At 71.8% G+C, this 23,062-nt stretch carries 15 protein-coding genes; 9 read left to right on the top strand and 6 right to left on the bottom strand.

The window, feature by feature from the left end; translation table 11 throughout:
- The first annotated feature begins 561 nt into the window (after window positions 1-561).
- Window positions 562-3,240: an alpha-glucan family phosphorylase gene (gene glgP / locus ACWCQM_RS01680; protein WP_450913387.1), complete on the top strand. Its 2,679-nt coding sequence runs from the start codon at window positions 562-564 to the stop codon at window positions 3,238-3,240.
- 191 nt (window positions 3,241-3,431) lie between these two features.
- Window positions 3,432-5,219, top strand: coding sequence for an ATP-binding SpoIIE family protein phosphatase (locus ACWCQM_RS01675; protein ID WP_450913632.1), 1,788 nt, complete (start codon window positions 3,432-3,434; stop codon window positions 5,217-5,219).
- 97 nt (window positions 5,220-5,316) lie between these two features.
- Here ACWCQM_RS01675 and ACWCQM_RS01670 read toward each other — a convergent pair whose 3' ends face one another.
- The 3 genes from ACWCQM_RS01670 to ACWCQM_RS01660 all read right to left on the bottom strand — a co-directional run bounded on the left by ACWCQM_RS01670 (window position 5,317) and on the right by ACWCQM_RS01660 (window position 9,476).
- Complete coding sequence (locus tag ACWCQM_RS01670; RefSeq protein ID WP_450913386.1) at window positions 5,317-6,540, bottom strand: IS30 family transposase; 1,224 nt, start codon at window positions 6,538-6,540, stop codon at window positions 5,317-5,319.
- 87 nt (window positions 6,541-6,627) lie between these two features.
- Window positions 6,628-8,676 (bottom strand): M4 family metallopeptidase, encoded by a 2,049-nt coding sequence (locus ACWCQM_RS01665; RefSeq protein ID WP_450913385.1) that lies wholly within the window; start codon window positions 8,674-8,676, stop codon window positions 6,628-6,630.
- 392 nt (window positions 8,677-9,068) lie between these two features.
- On the bottom strand, window positions 9,069-9,476 hold the full coding sequence (locus ACWCQM_RS01660; protein ID WP_450913384.1) for a Dabb family protein: 408 nt from the start codon (window positions 9,474-9,476) through the stop codon (window positions 9,069-9,071).
- A gap of 106 nt (window positions 9,477-9,582) precedes the next feature.
- Here ACWCQM_RS01660 and ACWCQM_RS01655 point away from each other — a divergent pair, with 106 nt between their 5' ends.
- Window positions 9,583-10,233, top strand: a complete 651-nt coding sequence (locus ACWCQM_RS01655; RefSeq protein ID WP_450913383.1) for a TetR/AcrR family transcriptional regulator — start codon at window positions 9,583-9,585, stop codon at window positions 10,231-10,233.
- A gap of 197 nt (window positions 10,234-10,430) precedes the next feature.
- Here the strand turns inward: ACWCQM_RS01655 and ACWCQM_RS01650 are convergent, their stop codons facing one another.
- Both ACWCQM_RS01650 and ACWCQM_RS01645 read right to left on the bottom strand, forming a co-directional pair.
- Window positions 10,431-12,302, bottom strand: a complete 1,872-nt coding sequence (locus tag ACWCQM_RS01650) for an ABC transporter ATP-binding protein (RefSeq protein ID WP_450913382.1) — start codon at window positions 12,300-12,302, stop codon at window positions 10,431-10,433.
- Window positions 12,299-14,101, bottom strand: coding sequence for an ABC transporter ATP-binding protein (locus tag ACWCQM_RS01645; protein WP_450913381.1), 1,803 nt, complete (start codon window positions 14,099-14,101; stop codon window positions 12,299-12,301). Before ACWCQM_RS01645 ends, ACWCQM_RS01650 begins: the two co-directional genes overlap by 4 nt.
- Window positions 14,102-14,254: 153 nt before the next feature.
- Between ACWCQM_RS01645 and ACWCQM_RS01640 the strand changes: the two genes are divergently transcribed.
- Genes ACWCQM_RS01640 through ACWCQM_RS01625 form a run of 4 tightly spaced genes read left to right on the top strand, consistent with a single transcriptional unit; the run spans window position 14,255 to window position 17,929 of the window.
- Entirely contained in the window at window positions 14,255-15,166 is a 912-nt protein-coding gene (locus ACWCQM_RS01640; RefSeq protein WP_450913380.1) for an ABC transporter ATP-binding protein, read from the top strand.
- A gap of 1 nt (window position 15,167) precedes the next feature.
- On the top strand, window positions 15,168-15,950 hold the full coding sequence (locus ACWCQM_RS01635) for an ABC transporter permease (protein ID WP_450913379.1): 783 nt from the start codon (window positions 15,168-15,170) through the stop codon (window positions 15,948-15,950).
- Between the two features lie 49 nt (window positions 15,951-15,999).
- Window positions 16,000-17,253 carry a sensor histidine kinase gene (locus ACWCQM_RS01630; protein ID WP_450913378.1) on the top strand — a complete coding sequence of 418 codons (1,254 nt, stop codon included), beginning with the start codon at window positions 16,000-16,002 and terminating at the stop codon, window positions 17,251-17,253.
- A gap of 22 nt (window positions 17,254-17,275) precedes the next feature.
- A complete protein-coding gene (locus ACWCQM_RS01625; RefSeq protein WP_450913377.1) occupies window positions 17,276-17,929 on the top strand; it encodes a response regulator in 654 nt (217 codons plus the stop codon).
- Window positions 17,930-17,945: 16 nt separating this feature from the next.
- Here ACWCQM_RS01625 and glgX read toward each other — a convergent pair whose 3' ends face one another.
- Complete coding sequence (gene glgX / locus ACWCQM_RS01620; protein WP_450913376.1) at window positions 17,946-20,066, bottom strand: glycogen debranching protein GlgX; 2,121 nt, start codon at window positions 20,064-20,066, stop codon at window positions 17,946-17,948.
- A gap of 268 nt (window positions 20,067-20,334) precedes the next feature.
- Between glgX and ACWCQM_RS01615 the strand changes: the two genes are divergently transcribed.
- Together ACWCQM_RS01615 and ACWCQM_RS01610 are read left to right on the top strand one after the other, a co-directional pair.
- Window positions 20,335-21,555, top strand: coding sequence for an Ig-like domain-containing protein (locus ACWCQM_RS01615; RefSeq protein ID WP_450913375.1), 1,221 nt, complete (start codon window positions 20,335-20,337; stop codon window positions 21,553-21,555).
- Window positions 21,556-21,759: 204 nt separating this feature from the next.
- Complete coding sequence (locus ACWCQM_RS01610; protein WP_450913374.1) at window positions 21,760-23,019, top strand: L,D-transpeptidase; 1,260 nt, start codon at window positions 21,760-21,762, stop codon at window positions 23,017-23,019.
- The last annotated feature ends 43 nt before the right edge of the window (window positions 23,020-23,062 follow it).

Below are 23,062 nucleotides of genomic sequence, written 5' to 3'. Positions count from 1 at the left end.
CGTTCACTCGAATGGACTCGAATGGCAGGTGCACGGGGGTTCGACCTCGGACCGGGGCACCTGGGATGTGCAGCGCGGGGGGTGTGTACCGGGGGAGCCTTCCCACCGTTTTCGGGCGGCCAACCCGGCGGCGTGTTAACTCCTGGGTGCAACGGGTGCACGCGCTGTGGGCCGCGCGCCGTTCCCCCGGCCGGCACGTGGGCACCTCCGCAGCCTTCCCTGCGACGGGGGGTGCCACAAGTCCGAGCGAGGAGGGGAAATCAGCCATATCGCCCGTGACAGAAGGGGGCGTAACTGGCGCATCTGGCCCAGGGGGCGTCAGGGGCCTGAGGTACGCGTGCGGTTCACGTGGCCCGAGTGTTCCGGGAGGCGGATCGAGGAGAGCGCGCCCGGCGCCGTGGGGGAGCGGGGGCGGGCGGATCATGCCGGGGCGGGCCCACTGAGCCGGTCGTGCGCCGTGGTTGCGTACGGCGGCACACCGCTACCGTCGAGGGTGACGGAGAGGGCGCCCACCGTCGTGCGTCCCCTCGGATCCGTACGTCCCCTGTAAAGGTGGGATACGTGAAGGCCATTCGTCGATTCACCGTGCGTCCCGTCCTCCCCGAACCCCTGCGACCGCTCAGCGACCTCGCCCGCAATCTGCGCTGGTCCTGGCACACCGAGACCCAACAGCTCTTCCAGGCCGTCGACCCGGAGGGCTGGCGGCCCGCGGACGCCGACCCCGTGCGCCTGCTGGGTGCCGTCTCCGCCGCGCGCCTCGCCGAGCTGGCCGCGGACCAGCACTTCCTGCGCCGTCTCACCGAGGTGTCCGAGGACCTGCGGGCCTACCTCGACGGCCCGAGGTGGTATCAGAACCAGCTCTCCCAGGGCGCGGAGCTCCCCGCGGCCATCGCCTACTTCTCCCCGGAATTCGGGGTCACCGCCGCCCTGCCCCAGTACTCGGGCGGGCTCGGAATCCTGGCCGGCGACCATCTCAAGGCCGCCAGCGACCTGGGCGTGCCCCTGGTCGGCGTCGGGCTGCTCTACCGCCACGGCTACTTCCGCCAGACCCTCTCCAGGGACGGCTGGCAGCAGGAGCACTACCCCGTCCTGGACCCCAACGAGCTGCCGCTCACCCTCCTGCGGGAGGCCGACGGCACGCCCAGCAGGGTGGTGCTCGCCCTGCCCGGCGGGCGCTCCCTCTACGCCTCGGTCTGGCAGGCCCACGTCGGGCGTGTCCCCCTGCTGCTCCTCGACTCCGACGTCGAGGAGAACGCGCCGGGCGAGCGCGATGTCACCGACCGGCTCTACGGAGGAGGCAGCGACCACCGGCTCCTCCAGGAGATGCTGCTCGGCATCGGCGGGGTGCGCGCCGTGCGCACCTACTGCCGGCTGACCGGGCACGCGGCCCCCGAGGTGTTCCACACCAACGAGGGCCACGCCGGATTCCTCGGCCTGGAACGCATCCGGGAACTCGCCGAGACCGGCCTGGATTTCGACGCCGCCCTGGAGATCGTGCGGGCCGGCGCGGTCTTCACCACCCACACCCCGGTCCCCGCCGGGATAGACCGATTCGAACGCCAGCTCGTCTCCCGTCATTTCGGTGACGACGGCGAGCTGCCCGGCGTCGCCGTGGAGAAGATCCTGCGCCTCGGGATGGAGACCTACGACGGCGGCGAGCCCGATCTCTTCAACATGGCCGTGATGGGCCTGCGGCTCGCCCAGCGCGCCAACGGCGTCTCCACCCTGCACGGTTCCGTCAGCCGGGAGATGTTCTCCGGGCTGTGGCCGGGATTCGACCCCTCCGAGGTGCCGATCACCTCGGTGACCAACGGGGTGCACGCCCCGACCTGGGTCGCCCCCGAGGTTCTCCACCTCGGCGCCAGCAGATTCGGCACCGAACGGGCCGGGGACGCACTCGCCGGAGCCGAGGTCGGCGCGACCGACAGCACCGGAGGAGGGGCGGCCGGCACCCCCAGGCGCTGGGACGCGGTGACCGCCGTGCCCGACCGTGAGATCTGGGACCTGCGCAGGGGGCTGCGTGAGCAGCTCGTCACCGAGGTCCGCAAGCGGCTCTACGCCTCCTGGCGCAGGCGCGGCGCGGGCACCGCGGAGCTGGGCTGGATCGACGGGGTCCTCGACCCGGACGTGCTGACCATCGGCTTCGCCCGGCGGGTGCCCTCGTACAAGCGGCTGACGCTGATGCTCCACGACCGCGACCGGCTGCGGGAGCTGCTGCTCCACCCGACGCACCCCATCCAGATCGTCGTCGCGGGCAAGGCCCACCCCGCGGACGACGGCGGCAAGCGGCTGGTCCAGGAGCTGGTGCGCTTCTCGGACGACCCGAAGGTGCGCCACCGCATCGTCTTCCTGCCCGACTACGGCATGGGGATGGCGCAGAAGCTCTACCCGGGCTGCGACGTCTGGCTGAACAACCCGCTGCGCCCCCTGGAGGCGTGCGGCACCAGCGGGATGAAGGCCGCGCTCAACGGCTGCCTCAACCTCTCCGTGCGCGACGGCTGGTGGGACGAGTGGTTCGAGCCGGACTTCGGCTGGGCGATCCCCACCGCCGACGGCTCCGCCACCGACGAGGAGCGGCGCGACGAGCTGGAGGCCGGCGCGCTCTACTCGCTGATCGAGGACCGGGTCGCCCCGCGCTTCTACGACCGCAACGCCGAGGACCTGCCCGAGCGCTGGATCGAGATGGTCCGCCGCACCCTGGTCACCCTCGGCCCCAAGGTCCTCGCCGGCCGCATGGTCCGGGAGTACGTCGAACGGCTCTACGCCCCCGCCGCGCTGGCCCGCCGTGCCCTGGAGCCGGGGACGGCGCGTGAGCTCGCGGCCTGGAAGGCCAGGATCCGCGCGGCCTGGCCGCAGGTGGCCGTCGACCATGTGGAGGCCACGGCCGACACGGTCGTCGGGGGCTCGGCCGAGCTGGGGTCCACCCTGGCGCTCCGGGTCCGGATCGCCCTGGGCGGACTCGACCCGGACGACGTCGAGGTGCAGGTGGTCGCCGGACGCGTCGACTCCGGGGACGCGATCGCGGAGGCGCAGACGTTCCCGCTGAAGCCGGCCGGCGGACACGACCTGGAGGACCGCTGGCTGTACGAGGGCCCGCTCGCCCTGGACCGCACGGGCCCCTACGGCTACACCGTGCGCGTCCTGCCGTCCCATCCGCTGCTCGCCTCGGGCGCGGAACTCGGCCTGGTGGCGGTGCCGAACGCGGCCACGGTCGAGGGCGGCGGGGTGCTCCTGCGCTGACACCGCGGCCACCGGTGGGCCCGGCGCGTGAGCGGCGCCGGGCCCACCCCCGTGCCCGCAGCTCCCGCAGGGAGAACCGGCGGGGGTGTTTTCGCCGTGATCTCGCTAACATGACAGCCGTGCCGGTGCTGCCCAGCAGCCCCGATGTGACGGCGAGGCGTTCCCCGGGAACGCGAGTGGAGGTCAGCACGGTGAACGGCGGCGGTGGCCGAGCGAGACGCCTGACGCGTCGGCTGGCCGCGCGGAACGGCACCTCCCGCCCGCTGCACATCCGGCGGCCGGAAACCGACCCGCCGAAGCCCGACCGCTTCACCACCGCGGCCCGGATGCGCTGGCTCCACGCCGCGAGTACCCGGATCGGCACCACCCTCGACCTTGAGCGCACGGCCGAGGAACTGGCCGGGTTCAGCGTGCCGAGACTGGCCGACGGCGCCGCCGTCGACGTACTGGAGTCCGTGCTGCGCGGCGAGGAGGGCCAGCGCGTCACCGGCGCGGCCGTCCCCGTCACCCGCGCCATGGCCGTCCGGGCCATCGCCGCGCTCAACGGCCTCGAACCCGCTCCGGTCGGCGAGGTGGTCGACCGCAGGGAGCGCCGGGAGACGCTGCTGACCACCGAGTGCCTGCGCAACGGCAGGCCCGTGCTGGTCAGCCGGATGACCCTGGAGGACTACGAGCGCGTCACGCCCACCGACAGCGCGGCGCGGGCGATGCGGCGCCAGGGCGTGCACAGCTACATGGCGGTGCCGCTGATCGCCCGTGGTGTCCTGCTGGGCTCCGCCGACTTCGTACGCGCCGGGAACAGCCCGCCCTTCAACCGCGCCGATCTGGACCTCGCGGGGCAACTCGCCTCCATGGCGGCGGTGTTCATCGACAACGCCCGGCTCTACGGGCGCGAGCGCGAGCATGTCGTCTCGTTGCAGCGCTCCCTGCTCCCGCGCGCCACGCCCCACACCCCGGGCCTGCGGGTGCACGCCCACTACGCCCCCGCCGTCGACGCGCACGGGGTGGGCGGCGACTGGTACGACGTGGTGGCGCTGCCCGGCGGGCGCACGGCGCTGGTCGTCGGTGACGTCACGGGACACGGCCTGCCCGCCGCCGCCACGATGGGCCGGCTGCGGACCGTCGCCCGGACGCTCATGACCCTGGACATCGCGCCCGACCGGGTGCTCGCCCGGCTGGACCTGGCCACCCGCGACCTGGAGGACGACCAGGTCGCCACCTGCCTCTGCGCGGTCTACGACCCGGCGGACTCCAGCTACACCATCGCCAGTGCGGGCCATCCGCCGCCGCTGCTGGTCGAGGCCGACGGGACCGCCCGCTATCCGGACGTGCCGGTCGGGGCGCCGCTGGGCGCCGGGGTCATCCCGTACGACGCGCTGAGGCTGCGCGGCCCGGCGGGCGGACGGCTGGTGTTCTACACCGACGGGCTGATCAAGACCAGGGCCGACGACGTGGACGTACAGCTGGAGGGGCTGCGTGCCGCCGTGGCCGCGATGGAGCCCGAGCAGCTCGACGCCGGAGGTCCGCTCACCGCGCCGCGCCGGGACGACGGCCGCTTCGACGAGGCCGTCCTTCTGGTCGCGGGCGGCCACGAGCTGACGAACGACATGCGGCTGACGGAGTGGGACCTGCCCACGGAGGGCAACCCCGCCTCCACCGCGCGCAAGCTGGTCACCGAGCAGCTCACCCGGTGGGGCCTCGAAGAGCTCGCGGACGTGACGGAGCTGGTCGTCAGCGAGCTCGTCGGCAACGCCCTGCGCTACGGCGGCGGCCCCGGCCGGCTCCGGCTGCTGTACGACGAGCGGCTCCAAGTGGAGCTCGCCGACACCGGGCCCGACCTGCCGCAGATCCAGCACGCCGACGTCAGCGACGAGGGCGGCCGGGGGCTCCAGCTCATCAACCTGCTGTGCCGCAGGTGGGGTTCGTGCCGCACGGCGACCGGCAAGGTCGTCTGGGCCGAGCAGAACATCCCGGGCTGAGCGGCGCGCGCCGTGGGGCCCGCGTGCTGAAGCGCCGGAAAGGCCCGGGGGAGGGTTGGCGGTTTCTAGGGGTCGTTGCAACACGTGGTCGGTTTGATCAGGCTGCGAGGAGTTTATGCAGGCGCTCGGCTGGGGTTTCCCAGCCGAGCGTTTTGCGTGGGCGGCGGTTGAGCTGGTCGGCGACCGCGACAAGGTGTTCGGGGCTGTGGACCGAGAGGTCGGTGCCTTTGGGGAAGTACTGCCGCAGCAGGCCGTTGGTGTTTTCGTTCGAGCCGCGCTGCCAGGGACTGGCCGGGTCGCAAAAGTAGACCGGGATGTCGGTGGCGAGGGTGAACTCGCCGTGCCGGGCCATCTCGCTGCCCTGATCCCAGGTCAGTGACCGCTTCAGTTGAACGGGCAGCGTCTGGACGGTCGATGTCAGGGCGGTGAGGACGGCTTCGGCGCCGTGGTCACCCGGCAGGTGCAGGAGCATGACGTAGCGGGTGGCGCGTTCGACGAGGGTGCCGATCGCGGACTTCCCGTCCTTGCCGATGATCAGATCGCCCTCCCAGTGACCGGGCAGGGCCCGGTCCTCGATCTCAGCGGGCCGTTCGCTGATCATCACCATCGGGGTGGTGAAGCGGGGCTGGCGGCAGTTGGCCTGCCGCTGGGGCCGGCGACGGGCCCGCCCAGAGCGCAGGGCTCCGGCGAGTTCGCGCCGCAGCTGGCCCCGGCCCTGGATGTAGAGCGCCTGGTAGACGGTCTCATGGACCACGTGCATCTCCGGCCGGTCGGGAAACTTCTGCCGCAGAGCCTGGCATATCTGCTCCGGACTCCACTTCTCGTCCAGCATCACCTGGACAGCGTCCCTCAGCTCCGGGTTCTGGCTGATCTTGCGTGGCTTGGGGCGGGGCCGGCGGGCGTCCGCCCGGGCCTGGGCCGCGTGCGGGCGATAGTGCCACTGGCCGCGGGTGCCGTCGGTGCGGTTGCGGCGAATCTCGCGGCTGATCGTGGACGGGCTGCGGCCCAGCTCGGCGGCGATCACCCGGACGGTGGCCTTCTCCCGCAACCGGTCCGCGATGTGGATGCGTTCCTCCTGGCGCAGGTACCGCGAGGGAGCAGAAGGCGGCACCACCGTGGTGATCGGTGGTGCCGCCCCGCTCTTGCCGGACGGGTTGCGTCCGTTACTCCATCGCTGGCCGGTGCGTCGGTTGATCCCGAGGATCCGGCAAGCCTCCCGACCACTCACACCCTGCTGCATGAGCTGGAAGTATGCCGTCCGCTCCTTGGCGAGCTTCTTCGCTCCCTGCGGCTTCCGATCCTCGCGGATCTCGAAATCCATCGCATCCCCTGAGCTGGGGTGTTGCGACGACCACTAGAACGCAAGGTTGCTCCCCCGGGCCTTTCGCTCAGCGTCCGGGCACCGTTCTCAGAAGGTGAGCTTGACGCTGTTGAAGGTGCCCGTGTCGCCCGAGTAGGCGTCCTGGACCCTCAGGTTCCATGTGCCGTTGGCCACCTCGGACGAGGCGTTGACCGTGTAGGTCGCCACCACGTTGTCCGCGGAGTCGCTCGACGAGGAGTTCTTCAGCCGGTACGCCGTACCGTCCGGGGCCACCAGGTCGATGACGAGGTCACCGCGGTAGGTGTGGGTGATGTTGACGGCCACCGACAGGTCGCTGGGCGCGTTGCCGGTGACGCCGCTGACGACGACCGGGATGCTGGTGGTGCTGCGGTCGGCCAGTGCCTTGACGGTCGTGTTCTGGAAGACCGTGCCGCCCGGGTCCGGGTCGGTGCCGCCGCCGGGGCGGGAGCCCACGGCGATGCCCGCCCACGCGTTGGCCACCGCGGTGTACTCGGCGCTGGTCGTGCCGTACAGCTCACCGGCCACGGCGAGGGTGCCGGTGCGGGCAGCGGCGTAGTTCGTGGTGGAGGTGAACTTCGTGGTGAGCGCCTTGAACCAGATCTGCAGCGCCTTGTCCCGGCCGATGCCGGTCACCGGGAGCCCGTCGGAGGTCGGGGAGTTGTAGGACACCCCGTTGACGGTCTTGGCGCCACTGCCCTCGGAGAGCAGGTAGAAGAAGTGGTTCGCCGGGCCCGAGGAGTAGTGGACGTCGACCGAGCCGATGCCCGAGTACCAGTAGTCCTTGGACGCGCCGTCCTTGCTCGGCTGGTCCATGTAACGCAGCGGAGTGCCGTCGCCGTTGATGTCGATCTTCTCGCCGACGAGGTAGTCGCCCGGGTCCTGGGCGGTGTTGGAGTAGAACTCCACGCCCGCCGCGAAGATGTCCGAGGTCGCCTCGTTGAGGCCGCCGGACTCACCGCTGTATACCAGGCCGGCGGTGTTGGAGGTGACGCCGTGCGTCATCTCGTGGGCCGCCACGTCCAGCGAGGTCAGGGGCTTGAGGTTGCCGCTGCCGTCGCCGTAGGTCATGCAGAAGCAGCTGTCGGACCAGAAGGCGTTGACGTAGTTGTTGCCGTAGTGGACGCGGGAGTACGCGCCCACACCGTCGCCCCTGATGCCGGAGCGGCCCATGACGTTCTTGAAGAAGTCCCAGGTCTCCGCGGCGCCGTAGTGCGCGTCGGCCGCGGCGGTCTCCAGGTTCGACGCGCTGCCGTTGCCCCAGACGTCGTCGGTGCCGGAGAACAGCGTCCCCGTGCCGGACGTACCCCGGTTGAGGTTGTACGTCTTGTGGTTACCGCGGGCGGTGTCGGTCAGGTTGTACGAGCCCGTGGTGCCGGAAGTCCCCAGTGTCACCGTGCCGTTGTACTGGGTGTTGCCGGTGCCGTTCTCGATGGCCTGCCACTCGTAGAGCTTGGCACCCGACGAGGCGTCCGTGATGACGTGCAGCTCGTTCGGGGTGCCGTCGTGCTGGAGGCCGCCGACGACGGTCTCGTACGCGAGCTGCGGGGTGCCGCTCGCCGCCCAGACGACCTTGCGCGGGGCCTTGCTCGCCTCGGTGCTCTTCGAGCCCTCGGCGCGGGCCGCGGTGAGCGCCTGCTTCTCGGCGGTGGCCGCGGCGACGTCGGCCGAGGTGCCGACCGCCTTCAGCTGCGCGCCGGTCGCCCTGGACGCCTTGGTGACGGCCTCGGTCGTCCCCGCCTTCGACTCGGAGACGACCAGATCGCCGCCGAGGACCGGCAGGCCGCCCAGCGTGCGCTCGTAGCGGGTGTGGGTCGTGCCGTCGACGTCCTTGGTGACGTCACGGACGACGAGTGCCTCCGTGGCTCCGAGTCCGAGCTCCTCGGCGGTCGCCGCCTTGGTGGCGTTGGCCTCCTTGAGCAGCTCGGCGCGCTGCGCCGGGGAGAGCTTCGCGGGGAGGGCGCCGGGATCGGCTCCCTTCACCGCCGCGGCCGGTGCCGCGGTGGAGCCTTCGGGGGCGGCCGATGCGGCACCGCCCTGGAATCCGACGGCGAGGAGTGCTGCTGCGGCAATCAGAGCGCCGGTCGCGGTGGCACGACGGCTGGGCGTGGGTCTCACGCGGACTCCTTCTGCGAGGGGGGCGACGGCCGACTGGGTGAGCCGGCCGGGCAGAGCAGGCGGTGCGCGGAACGGGGGAAGAGTGCCAGCCGGAGCACGGATATGTCAGGACCGCGTCAACACATTGGCCGGAAGTCGTCCGTTGCCGGAAGAGCCGTGTTCGTTAAGCGGACGTTTCGCCGTGTGTCATCCGGGCGCCGTCCGGGGCGTGCCGAGGGGCCGTCGGGCCTTGCGTCGCAGGGTGCGTTGAGATTCCGATCGCATGCGCGGCGTTCGGAACCGGCAGGCGCGGGGCGGCGGTGGACCACGTGCTGAGACGGCGCGGAACTGTGGCCAGTTCCGCGCCGTCCCGTTCGCGCGCTCCGCGTGTGTCCGGTGCCCGGTACCCGGTGTCAGGCCTCGGTCGCGAGACGTACGTCGGGGATGGAGTCGAGGAGCAGGCCCCACTCCGGGTACGCGGCGACCTTCCGCAGGTGCATCGCCAGGATCTTCTCGCCCAGGCCGGGATCCATGTCGTCCGACAGGCGCACCGCGGAGAGCCTCGCGAGATGGGGCAGGATCGCATGATCGCCCTCCAGGTGGTCCGGCTCGTACATGTACCGCTCCAGTGCGGCCAGGTCCTCGACCCCGGCGCAGTAGGTGTGGGTGAACCCCTCGGCCGGGTCGCCGAGATCCTGGCCGACGACCCCGAAGGCGGCCGACCCGACGGCCGCCGTCCGCCTCATGGCCGCCAGCGCGTGCGCCTTCTCCTCCTCGGTCGTCCCGTCCTTGAAGCTGAAACGCAGGATGTTGACGATCACGCGATCTCCTTCTGGGCAGCGCTGTCCGAGCCGGCGTGGAATTGAACCAGCGGGTTCAATTTAATGGTCCAGATAGTCAGGGACAAGGCGGCGGTACGCTGCGGAGGTGACAGCAGCGGCCACATCGTCCGGGCGGACGGCGCCCCGGGGGCGTATCGACAAGCGGCAGGCGATCCTCGACGCCGCCTTCGTCGTCTTCGCGCGGCGGGGGTACGCGCAGGCGTGCGTACAGGAGATCGCCACCGAGGCGGGGGTCGCCAAACCGACCGTCTACAACCACCTCAAGGACAAGGAGACCCTCTTCCGTCACGCGGTCGAGGCCGCCGCCGACGTGGTGATGGCGGAGAACCTCGCCGTCGCCGAGCGGCTGCGGGTCCCGGGGGACGACCTGCGTGCCGTGTTGGAGGACACGGCCTACCGGATGCTCCAGGTCTGCTGCGGGGAACGCGCCCGCGCGCTGCGGTGGCTGACGTATGCCCAGGTCGCAGGCTTCCCCGACCTGATCGAGACCGTGCAGGCGCGCACGCAGGGCCGGCTCGGCGAGGCGCTGGCCGACCGGCTGGCACGGCTCTCGCTGGCGGGCCGGCTGCGGCCGTGCGACCCGGCCCTGGCCGCCGAGCAGTTCCTCGCCCTGCTCACCGGCCCGATGGAGGCGCGCTCCGGGCTGGGCACCCGCACGGTTACCACGCCCGAGATGCGCACGGTGGCGGAGGCCGCGGTGGACACCTTCCTGCGTGCCTACGGGTCGCCGGCCTGAACCGTTGGCGCCTGTCTGTGGGCCGCCGGCCCGAACCGGGGGCAGGCAGCTTCCCGTGGGCCGGGAGCCTGCCTGTGTGCCGCCGGAACCGCGCCGGGGCGGGCGCCTGCCTGTGGGCCGCCTTGCCCGAACCGCCCCGCATGACGAAGGCTCCCCGCACCGCGCGGGGAGCCTTCGCCGTACGGGGCCTGGCCCGCTCAGGCCAGGCTCTCCCGCCAGGCGCGGTGCAGACCCGCGAACCGGCCCTCGCCGCCGATGAGTTCGGCCGGGGTGCCGTCCTCCACGATCCGGCCGTGCTCCATCACCAGGACCCGGTCCGCGATCTCGACCGTGGACAGCCGGTGGGCGATGACCACCGCCGTGCGCCCGTGCAGGACGGTGTCCATGGCCCGCTGCACCGCCCGCTCGCCGGGGATGTCGAGCGAGCTGGTCGCCTCGTCGAGGATCAGCACGGCCGGGTCCGCGAGCAACGCCCGTGCGAACGCGACGAGCTGGCGCTGACCGGCGGAGATCCGGCCGCCCCGCTTGCGGACGTCCGTGCCGTACCCGTCGGGCAGCGCGCTGATGAAGTCGTGCGCCCCGATGGCCTTCGCGGCGTGCTCGATCTCCTCGGGTGTCGCCTCGGGCCGGCCGATCGCGATGTTCTCGGCGATCGTCCCGGAGAACAGGAACGCCTCCTGGGTCACCATCACCACACCCCGGCGCAGCTCGGGCGTCGCCAGATCGCGCAGATCGGTGCCGTCCAGCAGGACCCGGCCCTCCGTCGGGTCGTAGAAGCGCGCCAGGAGCTTGGCGAGCGTCGACTTCCCCGCGCCGGTCGAGCCGACCACGGCCACGGTCTGGCCCGCCGGGATCGTCAGGGCGAAGCGGGGGAGGACCTCGCCGCCCGTCCGGTACGCGAACCGGACCTTGTCGAAGGTGACCTCGCGGCCCGGGTGGTCACCGGCCCGGGCGGGCAGCTCCTTCGGCGCGGCCGGCTCGGGCACGGTCGGCGTCTGGGCCAGCAGACCGGCGATCTTCTCCAGCGAAGCGGCGGCTGACTGGTATGAGTTGAGGAACATCGCGAGCCGGTCGATCGGGTCGTACAGCCGCCGCAGATACAGCACCGCCGCGGCCAGCACGCCCAGCGCCAGCGTGTCCGACGCCACCCTGTGGGCGCCCCAGAGCACCATCGCGGCGACCGCCGTGTTGGCGACGAGGCGGGAGCCGACGACATAGCGGGCCATCTCCAGCAGGGCGTCGCCGTTCGTCCGCTCGTGGCGGTGGTTGAGCACCGCGAAGTCCCCGTCGTTGGCGCGCTCCCGGCGGAAGGCCTGAACGGGACGGATCCCGTTCATCGTCTCGGCGAACTTCACGATGACCGAGGCGATCGCCGAGGAACGCGCCGAATAGGCCGTCGCCGCCCGCCGCCGGTAGTTCCGCACCAGAAGGTAGAGCGGGACGAAGGAGGCCACGGCGATCGAGCCGATCCCGAGGTCGAGCCAGAGCAGCATCAGGGAGATCGACACGAAGGACAGGACCACGCCGATCAGTTCCTGGAGCCCCTCGCTCAGCAGCTCGCGCAGGGACTCCACATCCGTGGTCGAGCGGGAGATCAGCCGCCCCGAGGTGTAGCGCTCGTGGAAGTCCACGCTCAGCGCCTGCGCGTGCCGGAAGATCCGGCCGCGCAGATCCAGCAGCACGTCCTGGTTGATCCGCGCGGCGGCCCGGATGAAGGCGTACTGGAGGAGCCCCGCACCCACCGAGCACACCGCGTACCCGATGCCCACGGCGGCCAGCGGACCGTAGTCGTGGTCCCGGAACGCGGGCACACCGCTGTCGATGGCGTACGCGACGAGCAGCGGCCCCGCCTGCACGGCGGCCTGCTGGAGCAGCAGGACGAGGGAGGCCACGACCACCCTGGCCCGCATCGGGCCGAGCAGGGAGGTCAGCAGGGCCCAGGTCGCTCCGGGCGGGGTGGGCAGGTCGTCGTGGTCGAACGCGTCCCCGTCACCCGGCGCCCGCCCCGTCCCGCCTTCCGGCAGGCCGTCGTCGGCGACGGCGGGTCCGTCGGCAGTCGTACTGGTCATCGGGTGCTGCCCTCCTCGGGGACCAGGGCACCGGCGCCCCGGTCACCGGACATCAGCCAGGCGTACTCGGCGTCGGTGCGCAGGAGTTCCTGATGGGTTCCCACGGCGCTGATCCGGCCGCCGGACAGCAGAGCCACCCGGTCGGCCAGCATCACCGTGGACGGACGGTGGGCGACGACCAGGGCCGTCGTCCCCTCCAGCACGCGCCGCAGGGCCGCCTCCACCAGTGCCTCCGTGTGCACGTCCAGGGCGGAGAGCGGGTCGTCGAGCACCAGGAAGCGTGGCTCGCCCACGACGGCGCGGGCCAGCGCCAGGCGCTGCCGCTGACCGCCCGAGAGGCTCAGACCCTGCTCGCCCACCTGGGTGTCGACGCCCTGCGGAAGGTCGTGCACGAAGTCGGCCTGCGCGACCGACAGCGCCCGGCGCAGCTGCTGCGCGCTCGCGCCCTCCGCGCCCATCAGCACGTTCTCGCCGACGGTCGCCGAGAAGAGCGTCGGCTTCTCGAAGGCCACCGACACCAGCTCGCGCAGCCGGGGCCGCTCCATGGCCGCGATGTCCTCGCCGTCCAGCAGGATCCGCCCGCCGGTGAGCTCGTGCAGCCGGGGCAGGAGCGCCGTCAGCGTCGTCTTCCCGGAACCCGTGGCCCCCACCAGGGCCAGGGTCTCGCCCGGACGGATGTGCAGATCGATCCCGGCGAGCACCGGCGGGGAGCCGGGATCGGCGTCGGGATAGCGGAACTCCACCCCGTCGAGGAGGATGCCCCGGGCGCTCTCACGCCCCGCCTCTCCGGGCGCTTCGGGCTCCGGCTCCTCGGCGACGTCCATCACCTCGAAGTAGCGGTCGGCGGCCGTCGCGGACTCCTGGCTCATCGCCAGCAGGAAGCCGATCGACTCGACGGGCCAGCGCAGCGCCAGGGCCGTCGAGAGGAACGCGACGAGCGTCCCGGCCGACAGGGTTCCGTCCGCGACCTCGATCGTGCCGAGCACCAGCGCCGCGCCGATCGCCAGTTCAGGAATGGCGGTGATGAGCGCCCAGATCCCGGCGAGCAGCCGGGCCTTGCCGAGCTCCGTGGCCCGCAGCCGCTGGGCGAGCGCGCGGAACGCGAGCGCCTGGCTGCGGTGGCGGCCGAAGCCCTTGACGATACGGATGCCGAGCACGCTCTCCTCGACGACCGTCGTCAGATCACCGACCTGGTCCTGGGCCCGGCGCGCCACCAGCGAGTACTTCGTCTCGAAGAGGGAGCACAGGATCATCAGCGGGAGGGCCGGCGCCAGGAGCACCAGCCCGAGCGACCACTCCTGGGCGAACAGGATGACGAAACCGGCCAGGATCGTCGTCCCGTTGACCAGCAGGAACGTCAGCGGGAAGGCCAGGAACATCCGCAGCAGCATCAGATCGGTGGTCCCGCGCGACAGCAGCTGGCCCGAGGGCCAGCGGTCGTGGAACGCCACGGGCAGCCGCTGGAGATGGCGGTAGAGGTCGGCGCGCATCGACGCCTCCACCCCGGCAAGCGGCCGTGCCACCAGCCAGCGCCTGAGCCCGAAGAGCAGCGCCTCGGCGATTCCCAGGAGGAGCAGGTAGAGCGCACCCAGCCAGACCCCGCCCGGATCGCGGTCCGCGACCGGCCCGTCCACCATCCACTTCAGTACGAGGGGGATCACCAGGGCGAGACAGGAGGCGAGTATCGCCACGAGGGCTGCGCCGATCCAGCGCGCGCGCACCGGTCTGACATAGGGCCACAGTCGCAGAAGGGAGCGCACGGCGGACCGGTCCGTGGGCTCTGCAGGTTTTTCGGGCATCAGGACCGAGCCTAAGGTTCACCACTGACATCGCTCACGTGGTTTTCCGGCCGGGAGCCCTGGGTCGGAGTACGCCATCAACCGATCGGCTGATGCCGTTCCGAGCGTGACGGCGGATACCGGCGCCGCCCGCCCGCCGGAATCCTTGCGGGCATGGCAATCATCGAAGTACACGGGGTCCACAAGGCCTACGGCGGCCGCCCCGCGGTCGACGGGGTGAGCTTCACCGTCGACGAGGGGGAGATCTTCGGGATTCTCGGCCCCAACGGGGCGGGCAAGACCACCACCGTCGAATGCGTCGAAGGACTGCGGATCCCCGACTCGGGCACCGTCCGCGTCGCCGGACTGGACCCGGCCGCCGACCGCGACGAGGTCACCCAGCTGCTCGGCGCCCAGCTCCAGGAGAGCGAGCTCCAGCCCAAGCTGACCGTCCGCGAGGCGCTGGAGCTCTACAGCGCCTTCTACCCCCACCCCGCCGACCGGTACGCCCTCGCCGAACGGCTCGGCCTCGACGCGCACCTCGACCGCCGCTTCGCCAAGCTGTCGGGCGGCCAGAAGCAGCGGCTGTTCATCGCCCTCGCGCTCATCGGGAACCCACGGATCGTCGTGCTGGACGAACTCACCACCGGGCTCGACCCCCGGGCCCGCCGCGACACCTGGCGACTCATCGAGGAGATCCGGGACAGCGGAGTGACCGTCCTGCTCGTCACCCACTTCATGGAGGAGGCCCAGCGGCTCTGCGACCGGGTCGCCGTGATCGACAAGGGCCGCGTCGCCGCGCTCGACACCCCGGCGGGCCTGATCGACCGGTCCGCCGGCTCCACGGTCATCGCCTTCACCCCGTCGGAGCCACTCCCGGACCTGGGCGAACTCGCGCGGCTGCCAGGGGCCGTGTCCGTCTCGGCCGAGGAGGCGGACGGCCGGATCACCGTCCACGGCGACGACGACACCGCCGTGGCCGTGATCTCCCTGCTCGCCGGACTCAACATCACCGCCCGCCATCTGCGCGTCCTGGAGACCAGCCTGGACGACGCCTTCCTCGACCTCACGGAGCAGGACGCCTGAGATGACCACGACCACAGCGACCCCGGCCCCGTCCACCAGGGCGGCGGGCCCGCTCACCGCCGTACTCAGGGCCGAGGCCCGCCTCTTCCTCCGGGAACCGGGCAGCCTTTTCTGGATCCTGGGATTCCCCGCCGTCCTCCTGACGATCCTCGGCCTCATCCCCTCCTTCCGGGAGGACGACGAGGCCCTCGGCGGGCGCAGCGTCATCGACCTGTACGTGCCCGTCGCCGTGCTGCTCTCCATGATCATGGCCGGACTCCAGGCCATGCCGCCCGTCCTCACCGGCTACCGCGAACGCGGCATCCTGCGCAGGATGCCGGCGACCCCCGTACGCCCGTCCGCCCTGCTCGCCGCGCAGATCGTGCTGCATGGGGCCGCCTCCCTGGGCTCCGCCCTGCTCGTCGTCGCCGTGGGGAGGATCGCCTTCGGCGTACTGCTGCCGGAGCAGGCGCCCGGCTATCTGCTGGCCCTGGTCCTGTCGGTGGTCTGCGTCCTGGCCCTGGGCGCAACCATCTGCGCGCTGTCCAGGACCGCCAAGATCGCGACCGCCGTCGGCTCCGTGGTGTACCTGCTGATGATGTTCACCGCCGGGGTCTGGGTGCCCGTCCAGACCATGCCCGGCCTGCTGCGCACGATCGTGGAGTTCACCCCGCTCGGTGCGGCGTCCCAGGCGCTCGACCAGGCGGCGTCGGGCAGCTGGCCGGACTGGACGCACCTCGCGGTCATGGTGGTGTGGACGGCGGCGCTGGGTCTCGGATCGACCCGGCTCTTCCGCTGGGAGTGACCCCGGCGCCGCGGAGGGGGAGACTGGGGCCGGGACGGGGAGGGGCACGATGAGCGGTGGCATGACGGTCGAACAGCGCTGGCAGGCGTTCTTCAGGTACGGCCCGTTCACCCTGCTCGGCATCGCGGTCCTGATGGCCGTCCTCTCCGCCGATCTCATCGGGATGACCGGCGGAGAGAAGTACGCGGCGGCGGCCCTCGTCGCCGTGGCCTGCGCCCTCCAGCTGTGGTGGGACCGGACCGCTCCCGGGCTCGCCCCGCGGACGCCGGCCGGGCAGGTCTACTACCTGCTGCGGACCCTGACCGCCTTCGCCCTGTGCTGGGTCAACCCGTTCTTCTCCATCTACGCGATCATGGGCTACTTCGACGTCGGGGAGCTGCTGCCGAAACGCCTCTTCCGCGTGGGCCTGCTCTGCACCGCCGTCACGATGGCCGGTTCCCAGTCCGGCAGCGGCATGCCGCCCGCCTCACCCGCCAACTGGGCGGCCTTCGGCGCCCTGTTCGTCCTGCACTTCTCCCTCGCCCTCCTCTTCGGCAACATCAGCGCCCGGGAGGCGGAGCGGACCGAGCGGCAGACGGAGACCATCTCCGAGCTGGAACGCGCCAACACCCGGCTGGAGGAGGCCCTCGCCGAGAACGCCGCCCTCCAGGCCCAGCTCCTGCTCCAGGCGAGGGAGGCGGGGGTCGCCGACGAGCGCCGCCGCCTCGCCGCCGAGATCCACGACACCCTCGCCCAGGGCCTGACAGGGATCATCGCCCAGCTCCAGGCCCACACCTCCACCGCCGACCCCGTCCGGGCCCGCGACCACCTCGACCGGGCGGCGGCGCTCGCCCGGCACAGCCTCGGCGAGGCCCGCCGCTCGGTCCACAACCTGGTGCCCGCCGCCCTGGAGCACGACGACCTGCCCGGCGCGCTGAAGAAGACGGCCGCCGGCTGGGCCGAACGCACCGGAGTCCGGGCGGAGTTCACCGTCACCGGCACCGTCGAGCCGCTCCACGACGAGGTCGGCGCCACCCTGCTCCGTATCGCCGAGGAGGCCCTCGCCAACGCCGCGCGGCACGCGGACGCCGCCCGGGCGGGCGTCACCCTCTCGTACATGGGCGACGAGATCACCCTGGACATCCGCGACGACGGCCGCGGCTTCGACCCGGCCGCCCTTCCCCCGCACAGCGGCAGGGGCGGCTTCGGGCTCGGCGGGATGCGGGCCCGGGCCGAACGGATCGCGGGCACGGTCGAGGTGGAGTCGGAACCCGGCCTGGGCACGGCCGTCTCCGCCCGGGTGCCGCTGGTCCGGCGCGCCTGACGGGCAGTAACCTGGCCCGGACATGACTGAGGCCACCGGAAGCGCGCGCGTCATCACCCTGCTCCTCGTCGACGACCACCCGGTCGTACGGGACGGTCTGCGCGGGATGTTCGCGGCGGCGCCCGGGTTCGAGGTGCTGGGCGAGGCCGCGGACGGCGTCGCCGCCGTTGAGCTCACGACCCGGCTCGACCCCGACGTCGTCCTGATGGACCTGCGGATGCCGGGCGGCGGGGGAGTGGCCGCCATCGCCGAACTCGCCAGGCTCGGCGCTCGGTCCAGGGTGCTCGTCCTCACCACGTACGACACCGACTCCGACACCCTGCCCGCCATCGAGGCGGGCGCGACCGGATATCTGCTCAAGGACGCGCCCCGCGACGAGCTCTTCACCGCCGTACGCGCGGCGGCCGACGGCCGCACCGTGCTGTCGCCCGCCGTCGCCTCACGCCTCGTCTCGCGGGTGCGCACCCCGGTGCCGGGCCATGAGCCGCTGTCGGCGCGCGAGCGCGAGGTGCTCGGACTCGTCGCCCGGGGGACCTCCAACCGCGAGATCGCCGCCGAACTCTTCATCAGCGAGGCGACGGTGAAGACCCACCTCACCCATGTCTTCGCCAAGCTCGGCGCGAAGGACCGCGCGGCGGCCGTCGCCGTGGCCTACCAGCGCGGCATCCTCGGCTGAGCCCCCGGCCGCCCCGTCACCCCGTCACACGCAGCAGCAGCACCGACCTTCCGGGCACCGTGAGCGTCGTACCGCCCTGGTGGACGCTGCCCGGCGCCTGGGACTGGTCCTCGCGCGAGGTGTCCAGCACCAGCTCGTAGGACTGGGCCCAGGGCGGGCCCGGCAGCCGGAAGTCGCAGGGCCGGTGGTCCGCGTGCAGGACCGCCAGGAAGCTGTCGTCGGTGATCTGCCCGCCCCGGGCGTCACGCCCCGGGATGTCGCGCCCCGACAGATAGAGGCCGAGGGTCGCCGCGGGGGCGTACCAGTCGCCCTCGGTCATCTCCGCGCCCTGCGAGGTGAACCACGCCAGGTCCCGCAGACCGTCCGGGGCCTGCGGGGTCCCGGCGAAGAACGCGCGGCGCCGCAGCACCGGGTGGCGGTGGCGCAGCGCCAGCACCCGCGAGGTCAGCTCGGTCAGCTCCCGCCACCCGGGGTCCTCCAGGAGCGACCAGTCCAGCCAGCTGACCTCGTTGTCCTGGCAGTAGGCGTTGTTGTTGCCGCCCTGCGTACGGCCCATCTCGTCGCCCGCCACCAGCATCGGCACGCCGGTCGACAGGAGCAGTGTGGTCAGGAGGTTGCGCAGCTGCCTGCGGCGCAGGGCGTTGACGTCCGGGTCGTCGGTCTCGCCCTCGGCGCCACCGTTCCAGGAGCGGTTGTCGTCGGTGCCGTCGCGGTTGCCCTCGCCGTTGGCCTCGTTGTGCTTGTGCTCGTAACTGACCAGGTCGCGCAGGGTGAAACCGTCGTGCGCCGTGACGAAGTTGACGGAGGCGTACGGGCGCCTGCCGCCCCAGGCGTACAGATCGCTCGACCCCGTGAGCCGGTAGCCGATGTCGCGTACGTCCGGCAGCGCGCCGCGCCAGAAGTCGCGCACGGCGTCGCGGTAGCGGTCGTTCCACTCGGTCCACAGCGGCGGGAACGCGCCCACCTGGTAGCCGCCGTTGCCCACGTCCCACGGCTCGGCGATCAGCTTGACCCTGCGCAGCACCGGGTCCTGGGCGATCACCGCGAGGAAGGGGGAGAGCATGTCGACGTCGTGCATGGAGCGGGCGAGCGCCGCCGCCAGGTCGAAGCGGAAGCCGTCGACACCCATCTCCGTCACCCAGTAGCGCAGCGAGTCCGTGATCAGCCTCAGCACCTGCGGCTGCACCACGTGCAGGGTGTTGCCGCAGCCCGTGTAGTCCGCGTAGCGGCGGGCGTCCGGCTGGAGGCGGTAGTAGCCCCGGTTGTCGATGCCGCGCAGGGACAGCATCGGGCCGAGCTCGCCGGCCTCGGCGGTGTGGTTGTAGACCACGTCGAGGATCACCTCGATCCCGGCGTCGTGCAGGGCGCGCACCATCTGCTTGAACTCGCCGACCTGCGCCCCCGCCGTGCCGCTCGCGGCGTAGCCGGCGTGCGGGGCGAAGTAGCCGATGGAGTTGTAGCCCCAGTAGTTGCGCAGCCCGCGCCTGAGCAGATGGTCCTCGTGGGCGAACTGGTGGACCGGGAGCAGCTCGACGGCCGTCACCCCGAGGCGCCGGAGATGGCCGATGGCCGCGGGATGGGCGAGCCCGGCGTAGGTGCCCCGCAGCTCCGGGGGGATGTCCGGGTGGAGCTTGGTGAAGCCGCGCACATGCAGCTCGTAGATGACCGAGTCCGCCCACGGCGTCTTGGGCCTGCGGTCCTCGGCCCAGTCGTCGTCGTCATGGACGACGACCGCCTTGGGCACGAAGGGCGCCGAGTCGCGGTCGTCGCGCACGGTGTCCGCGACGTGCTGGTCGGGCCAGTCCCTCATATGGCCGTACACCTCGGGCGGCAGGGTGAACGACCCGTCCACCGCGCGGGCGTACGGGTCGAGGAGCAGCTTCGCCGCGTTCCAGCGGGCGCCGGTCCAGGGGTCCCAGCGGCCGTGCACGCGGTAGCCGTACCGCTGCCCCGGGCGTACGCCGGGGACGAAGCCGTGCCAGATCTCATGGGTGAGTTCGGTCAGCGGGAGCCGGGTCTCGGCACCGTGCTCGTCGAAGAGACAGAGCTCGACGGCCTCGGCCCCGCCCGCCCAGAGGGCGAAGTTGGTGCCGGCCACACCGTCCGGGCCGACCCGGAAGCGGGCACCCAGCGGCATCGGTGCACCCGGCCATACGGGTGGTCTGCCGGAATCGTTCCCGGGGGCCGGTCCGGACGCCCCCACCCGCCCCGCGGTGCGTGGCGCTTCCTCCTGCTCGGCTGTGCTCGACACCTCTCGGCCTCCTGCGGCTCTTCGGACCGGTACCCGGAGAGAGGGCGTACGGCGTCCCGGCCGCGGCCTTCCTGGTGTGGTCCTCCCCCTCTGTTCTGCCCACGGCGGGCCCCGCACTCACGTTTCCCCCGGGCGACGGCATCGTTGGGGGAGCGTGAACCACGTAGCGAAGAGAGCACGGGCGGGTTCGGCCGCCGTGCTGACATGGGCAGGACTGTTCACCGTGCTCGCCGTACTGACGGGCTGCACCGGGACGACGTCGTTCTTCGGGGACGACCGCGCACCCGGGGACGCGATCCGGATCGTCCCCGAGGACGGCGCCGAGAACGTGGGCGCCGGCACCCGGCTGGGCGTGACCGTTCCCGACGGACGGCTCGAACGGGTGAAGGTCACACGGATCGAGGACGCGGAACACCAGGAGGTGCCGGGCCGGATCGCACAGGACGGCCGGTCGTGGGCCCCCCGGGACGGCGGGTACCGGCTCGGGCTGGCCGGGAAGTACACCGTCGAGGCCGTCGCGGTCGACGGCGACGGCCACCGCACGGCCCGCAGCACCACCTTCACCACCCTGGTACCCAAGGACCGCTTCATCGGGTACTTCAAGCCGGAGAACCGCTCCACGGTGGGCACCGGCATGATCGTCTCCTTCGATTTCAACCGGCCGGTCACCAAGCGTGCCGCGGTGGAGAAGGCCATCAGGATCACCACGGAACCCGAGGTGGAGGTGGTCGGCCACTGGTTCGGCGCGGACCGGCTCGACTTCCGCCCCGCCACCTACTGGGAGCCGGGCACCGAGGTCACCGTCGAGGTGGGCCTGCGCGACGTGGAGGGCGCCCCCGGGGTCTACGGAAGCCAGCGCAAGAAGGTGACCTTCCGCGTCGGGCGCTCCCAGACGTCACTGGTGGACGCCGCCGCGCACACCATGGAGGTACGGCGCGACGGTGAGCTCGTCAGCACCGTGCCGATCTCGGCGGGAGCCGAGAAGAGGACCACGTACAACGGGAAGATGGTGGTCTCCGAGCTGCACGACGTGACCCGGATGAACGGTGACACCGTCGGCTTCGGCGGCGAGTACGACATCAAGGACGTGCCGCACGCCATCCGGCTGACCAAGTCCGGCACCTTCCTGCACGGCAACTACTGGGAGGACCCGGACGTCTTCGGGTCCGAGAACACCAGCCACGGCTGCATCGGGCTGCGTGACGTGAAGGGCGGAAGCTCCGGCACCCCGGCCGGATGGTTCTTCGAGCGGACGCTCATCGGCGACGTCGTCGAGGTGGTCAACTCCGCTGACAAGACCGTCGCCCCGGACAACGGCCTCGGCGGCTGGAACCTCGACTGGCCCCGGTGGAAGGCGGGTTCCGCCCTGCGCTGACCCCCGGTCCGACCTGCGCGGGTCCCGGAGGAACGCTCTCCGGGACCACCCGGGGTGCCCGTGGGACGACTTGGGACGGAACAGTGACATTCCGGGGAACTCTTCCTCACGCGCGGTGTGATTATCTTGCGCGGAGCGTGCATGTACAGCGCGCGGGGGTGCGGGCCATGGCGGGGCCAGGCCGTGCGAGGGGAGACGACCACATTGAACGGGCAGCCGATATCGGGGGAGCGGGCCGGCACGAGCGGGGGACGGCGCGGGCGGCGCGGCACCCCCGGACTCCTCGCACCGGTCGTGGGTGTGCTGCTGTTGCTGGTGACCGCCTGCGGCGGTAACGCGGCCGCCGGCGACGCGGACGGCAAGGGCGGGAAGGGGAGCGCGAAGCCCGCCGACACCAGCGCCTCGCAGGCGGTGGTGACCATCGCGCCGAAGGACGGCGCCGACGACGTGGCCACCAGCGGGGCGCTCAAGGTCACGGCGGCCAAGGGCAAGCTGAGCACGGTGAAGGTGGCCGACCCCAAGGGCAAGGCGGTCGAGGGCAAGATAGCCGAGGACGGCCTGAGCTGGGTGCCCGACCGCCACCTGGCCGCCGCGACCAAGTACACCGTGCACGCGGTCGCCAAGGACGACAAGGGCCGCCAGTCGGCCAAGGACACCAGCTTCACCACGCTGGTCCCGCAGAACACCTTCATCGGCCAGTACACGCCCGAGGACGGCTCGACCGTCGGTGTCGGCATGCCGGTCTCGATCCACTTCACCCGCGGCATCACCGACCCGGCCGCCGTGGAGAAGGCGATCAGCGTGACGGCGGAGCCCGCCGTGCGGATCGAGCCCCACTGGTTCGGCAACGACCGCCTCGACTTCCGCCCCGAGAAGTACTGGGCGGCCGGCACGAAGGTGACCCTGCGTCTGGACCTCGACGGCGTCGAGGGGCGCCCGGGGGTCTACGGCAAGCAGGCCAAGACGGTGAGCTTCACCATCGGCCGCAGCCAGGTCTCCACGGTCGACGCGAGCTCCCACCGCATGAAGGTGGTCCGCGACGGCAAGCAGATCAAGGACATCCCGATCTCCGCGGGTGCGCCGGCCACCACCACCTACAACGGCCAGATGGTCATCAGCGAGAAGCTCAAGGTGACCCGGATGAACGGTGACACCGTCGGCTTCGGCGGCGAGTACGACATCAAGGACGTGCCGCACGCGATGCGCCTGTCGACCTCGGGTACCTTCATCCACGGCAACTACTGGGGCGCGTCGGGCATCTTCGGCACGACCAACACCAGCCACGGCTGCGTCGGTCTGCGGGACGTGCGCGGCGGCTGGGACAGCAAGACGCCCGCCGCGTGGCTCTTCGACAACTCCCTGATCGGCGACGTCGTGATCGTCAAGAACTCCAAGGACAAGGTGATCCAGCCGGACAACGGCCTCAACGGCTGGAACATGGACTGGGCGGAGTGGATCAAGTAGATCCCCTCCCGTACGCGGGGGACGGGCCCGGGGCTGTGACCAA

The sequence above is a fragment of the Streptomyces sp. NPDC002125 genome, from assembly GCF_053593715.1.
Note: the sequence above shows the minus strand (reverse complement) of the source record. Positions and strands in the feature narration are given on the sequence as shown.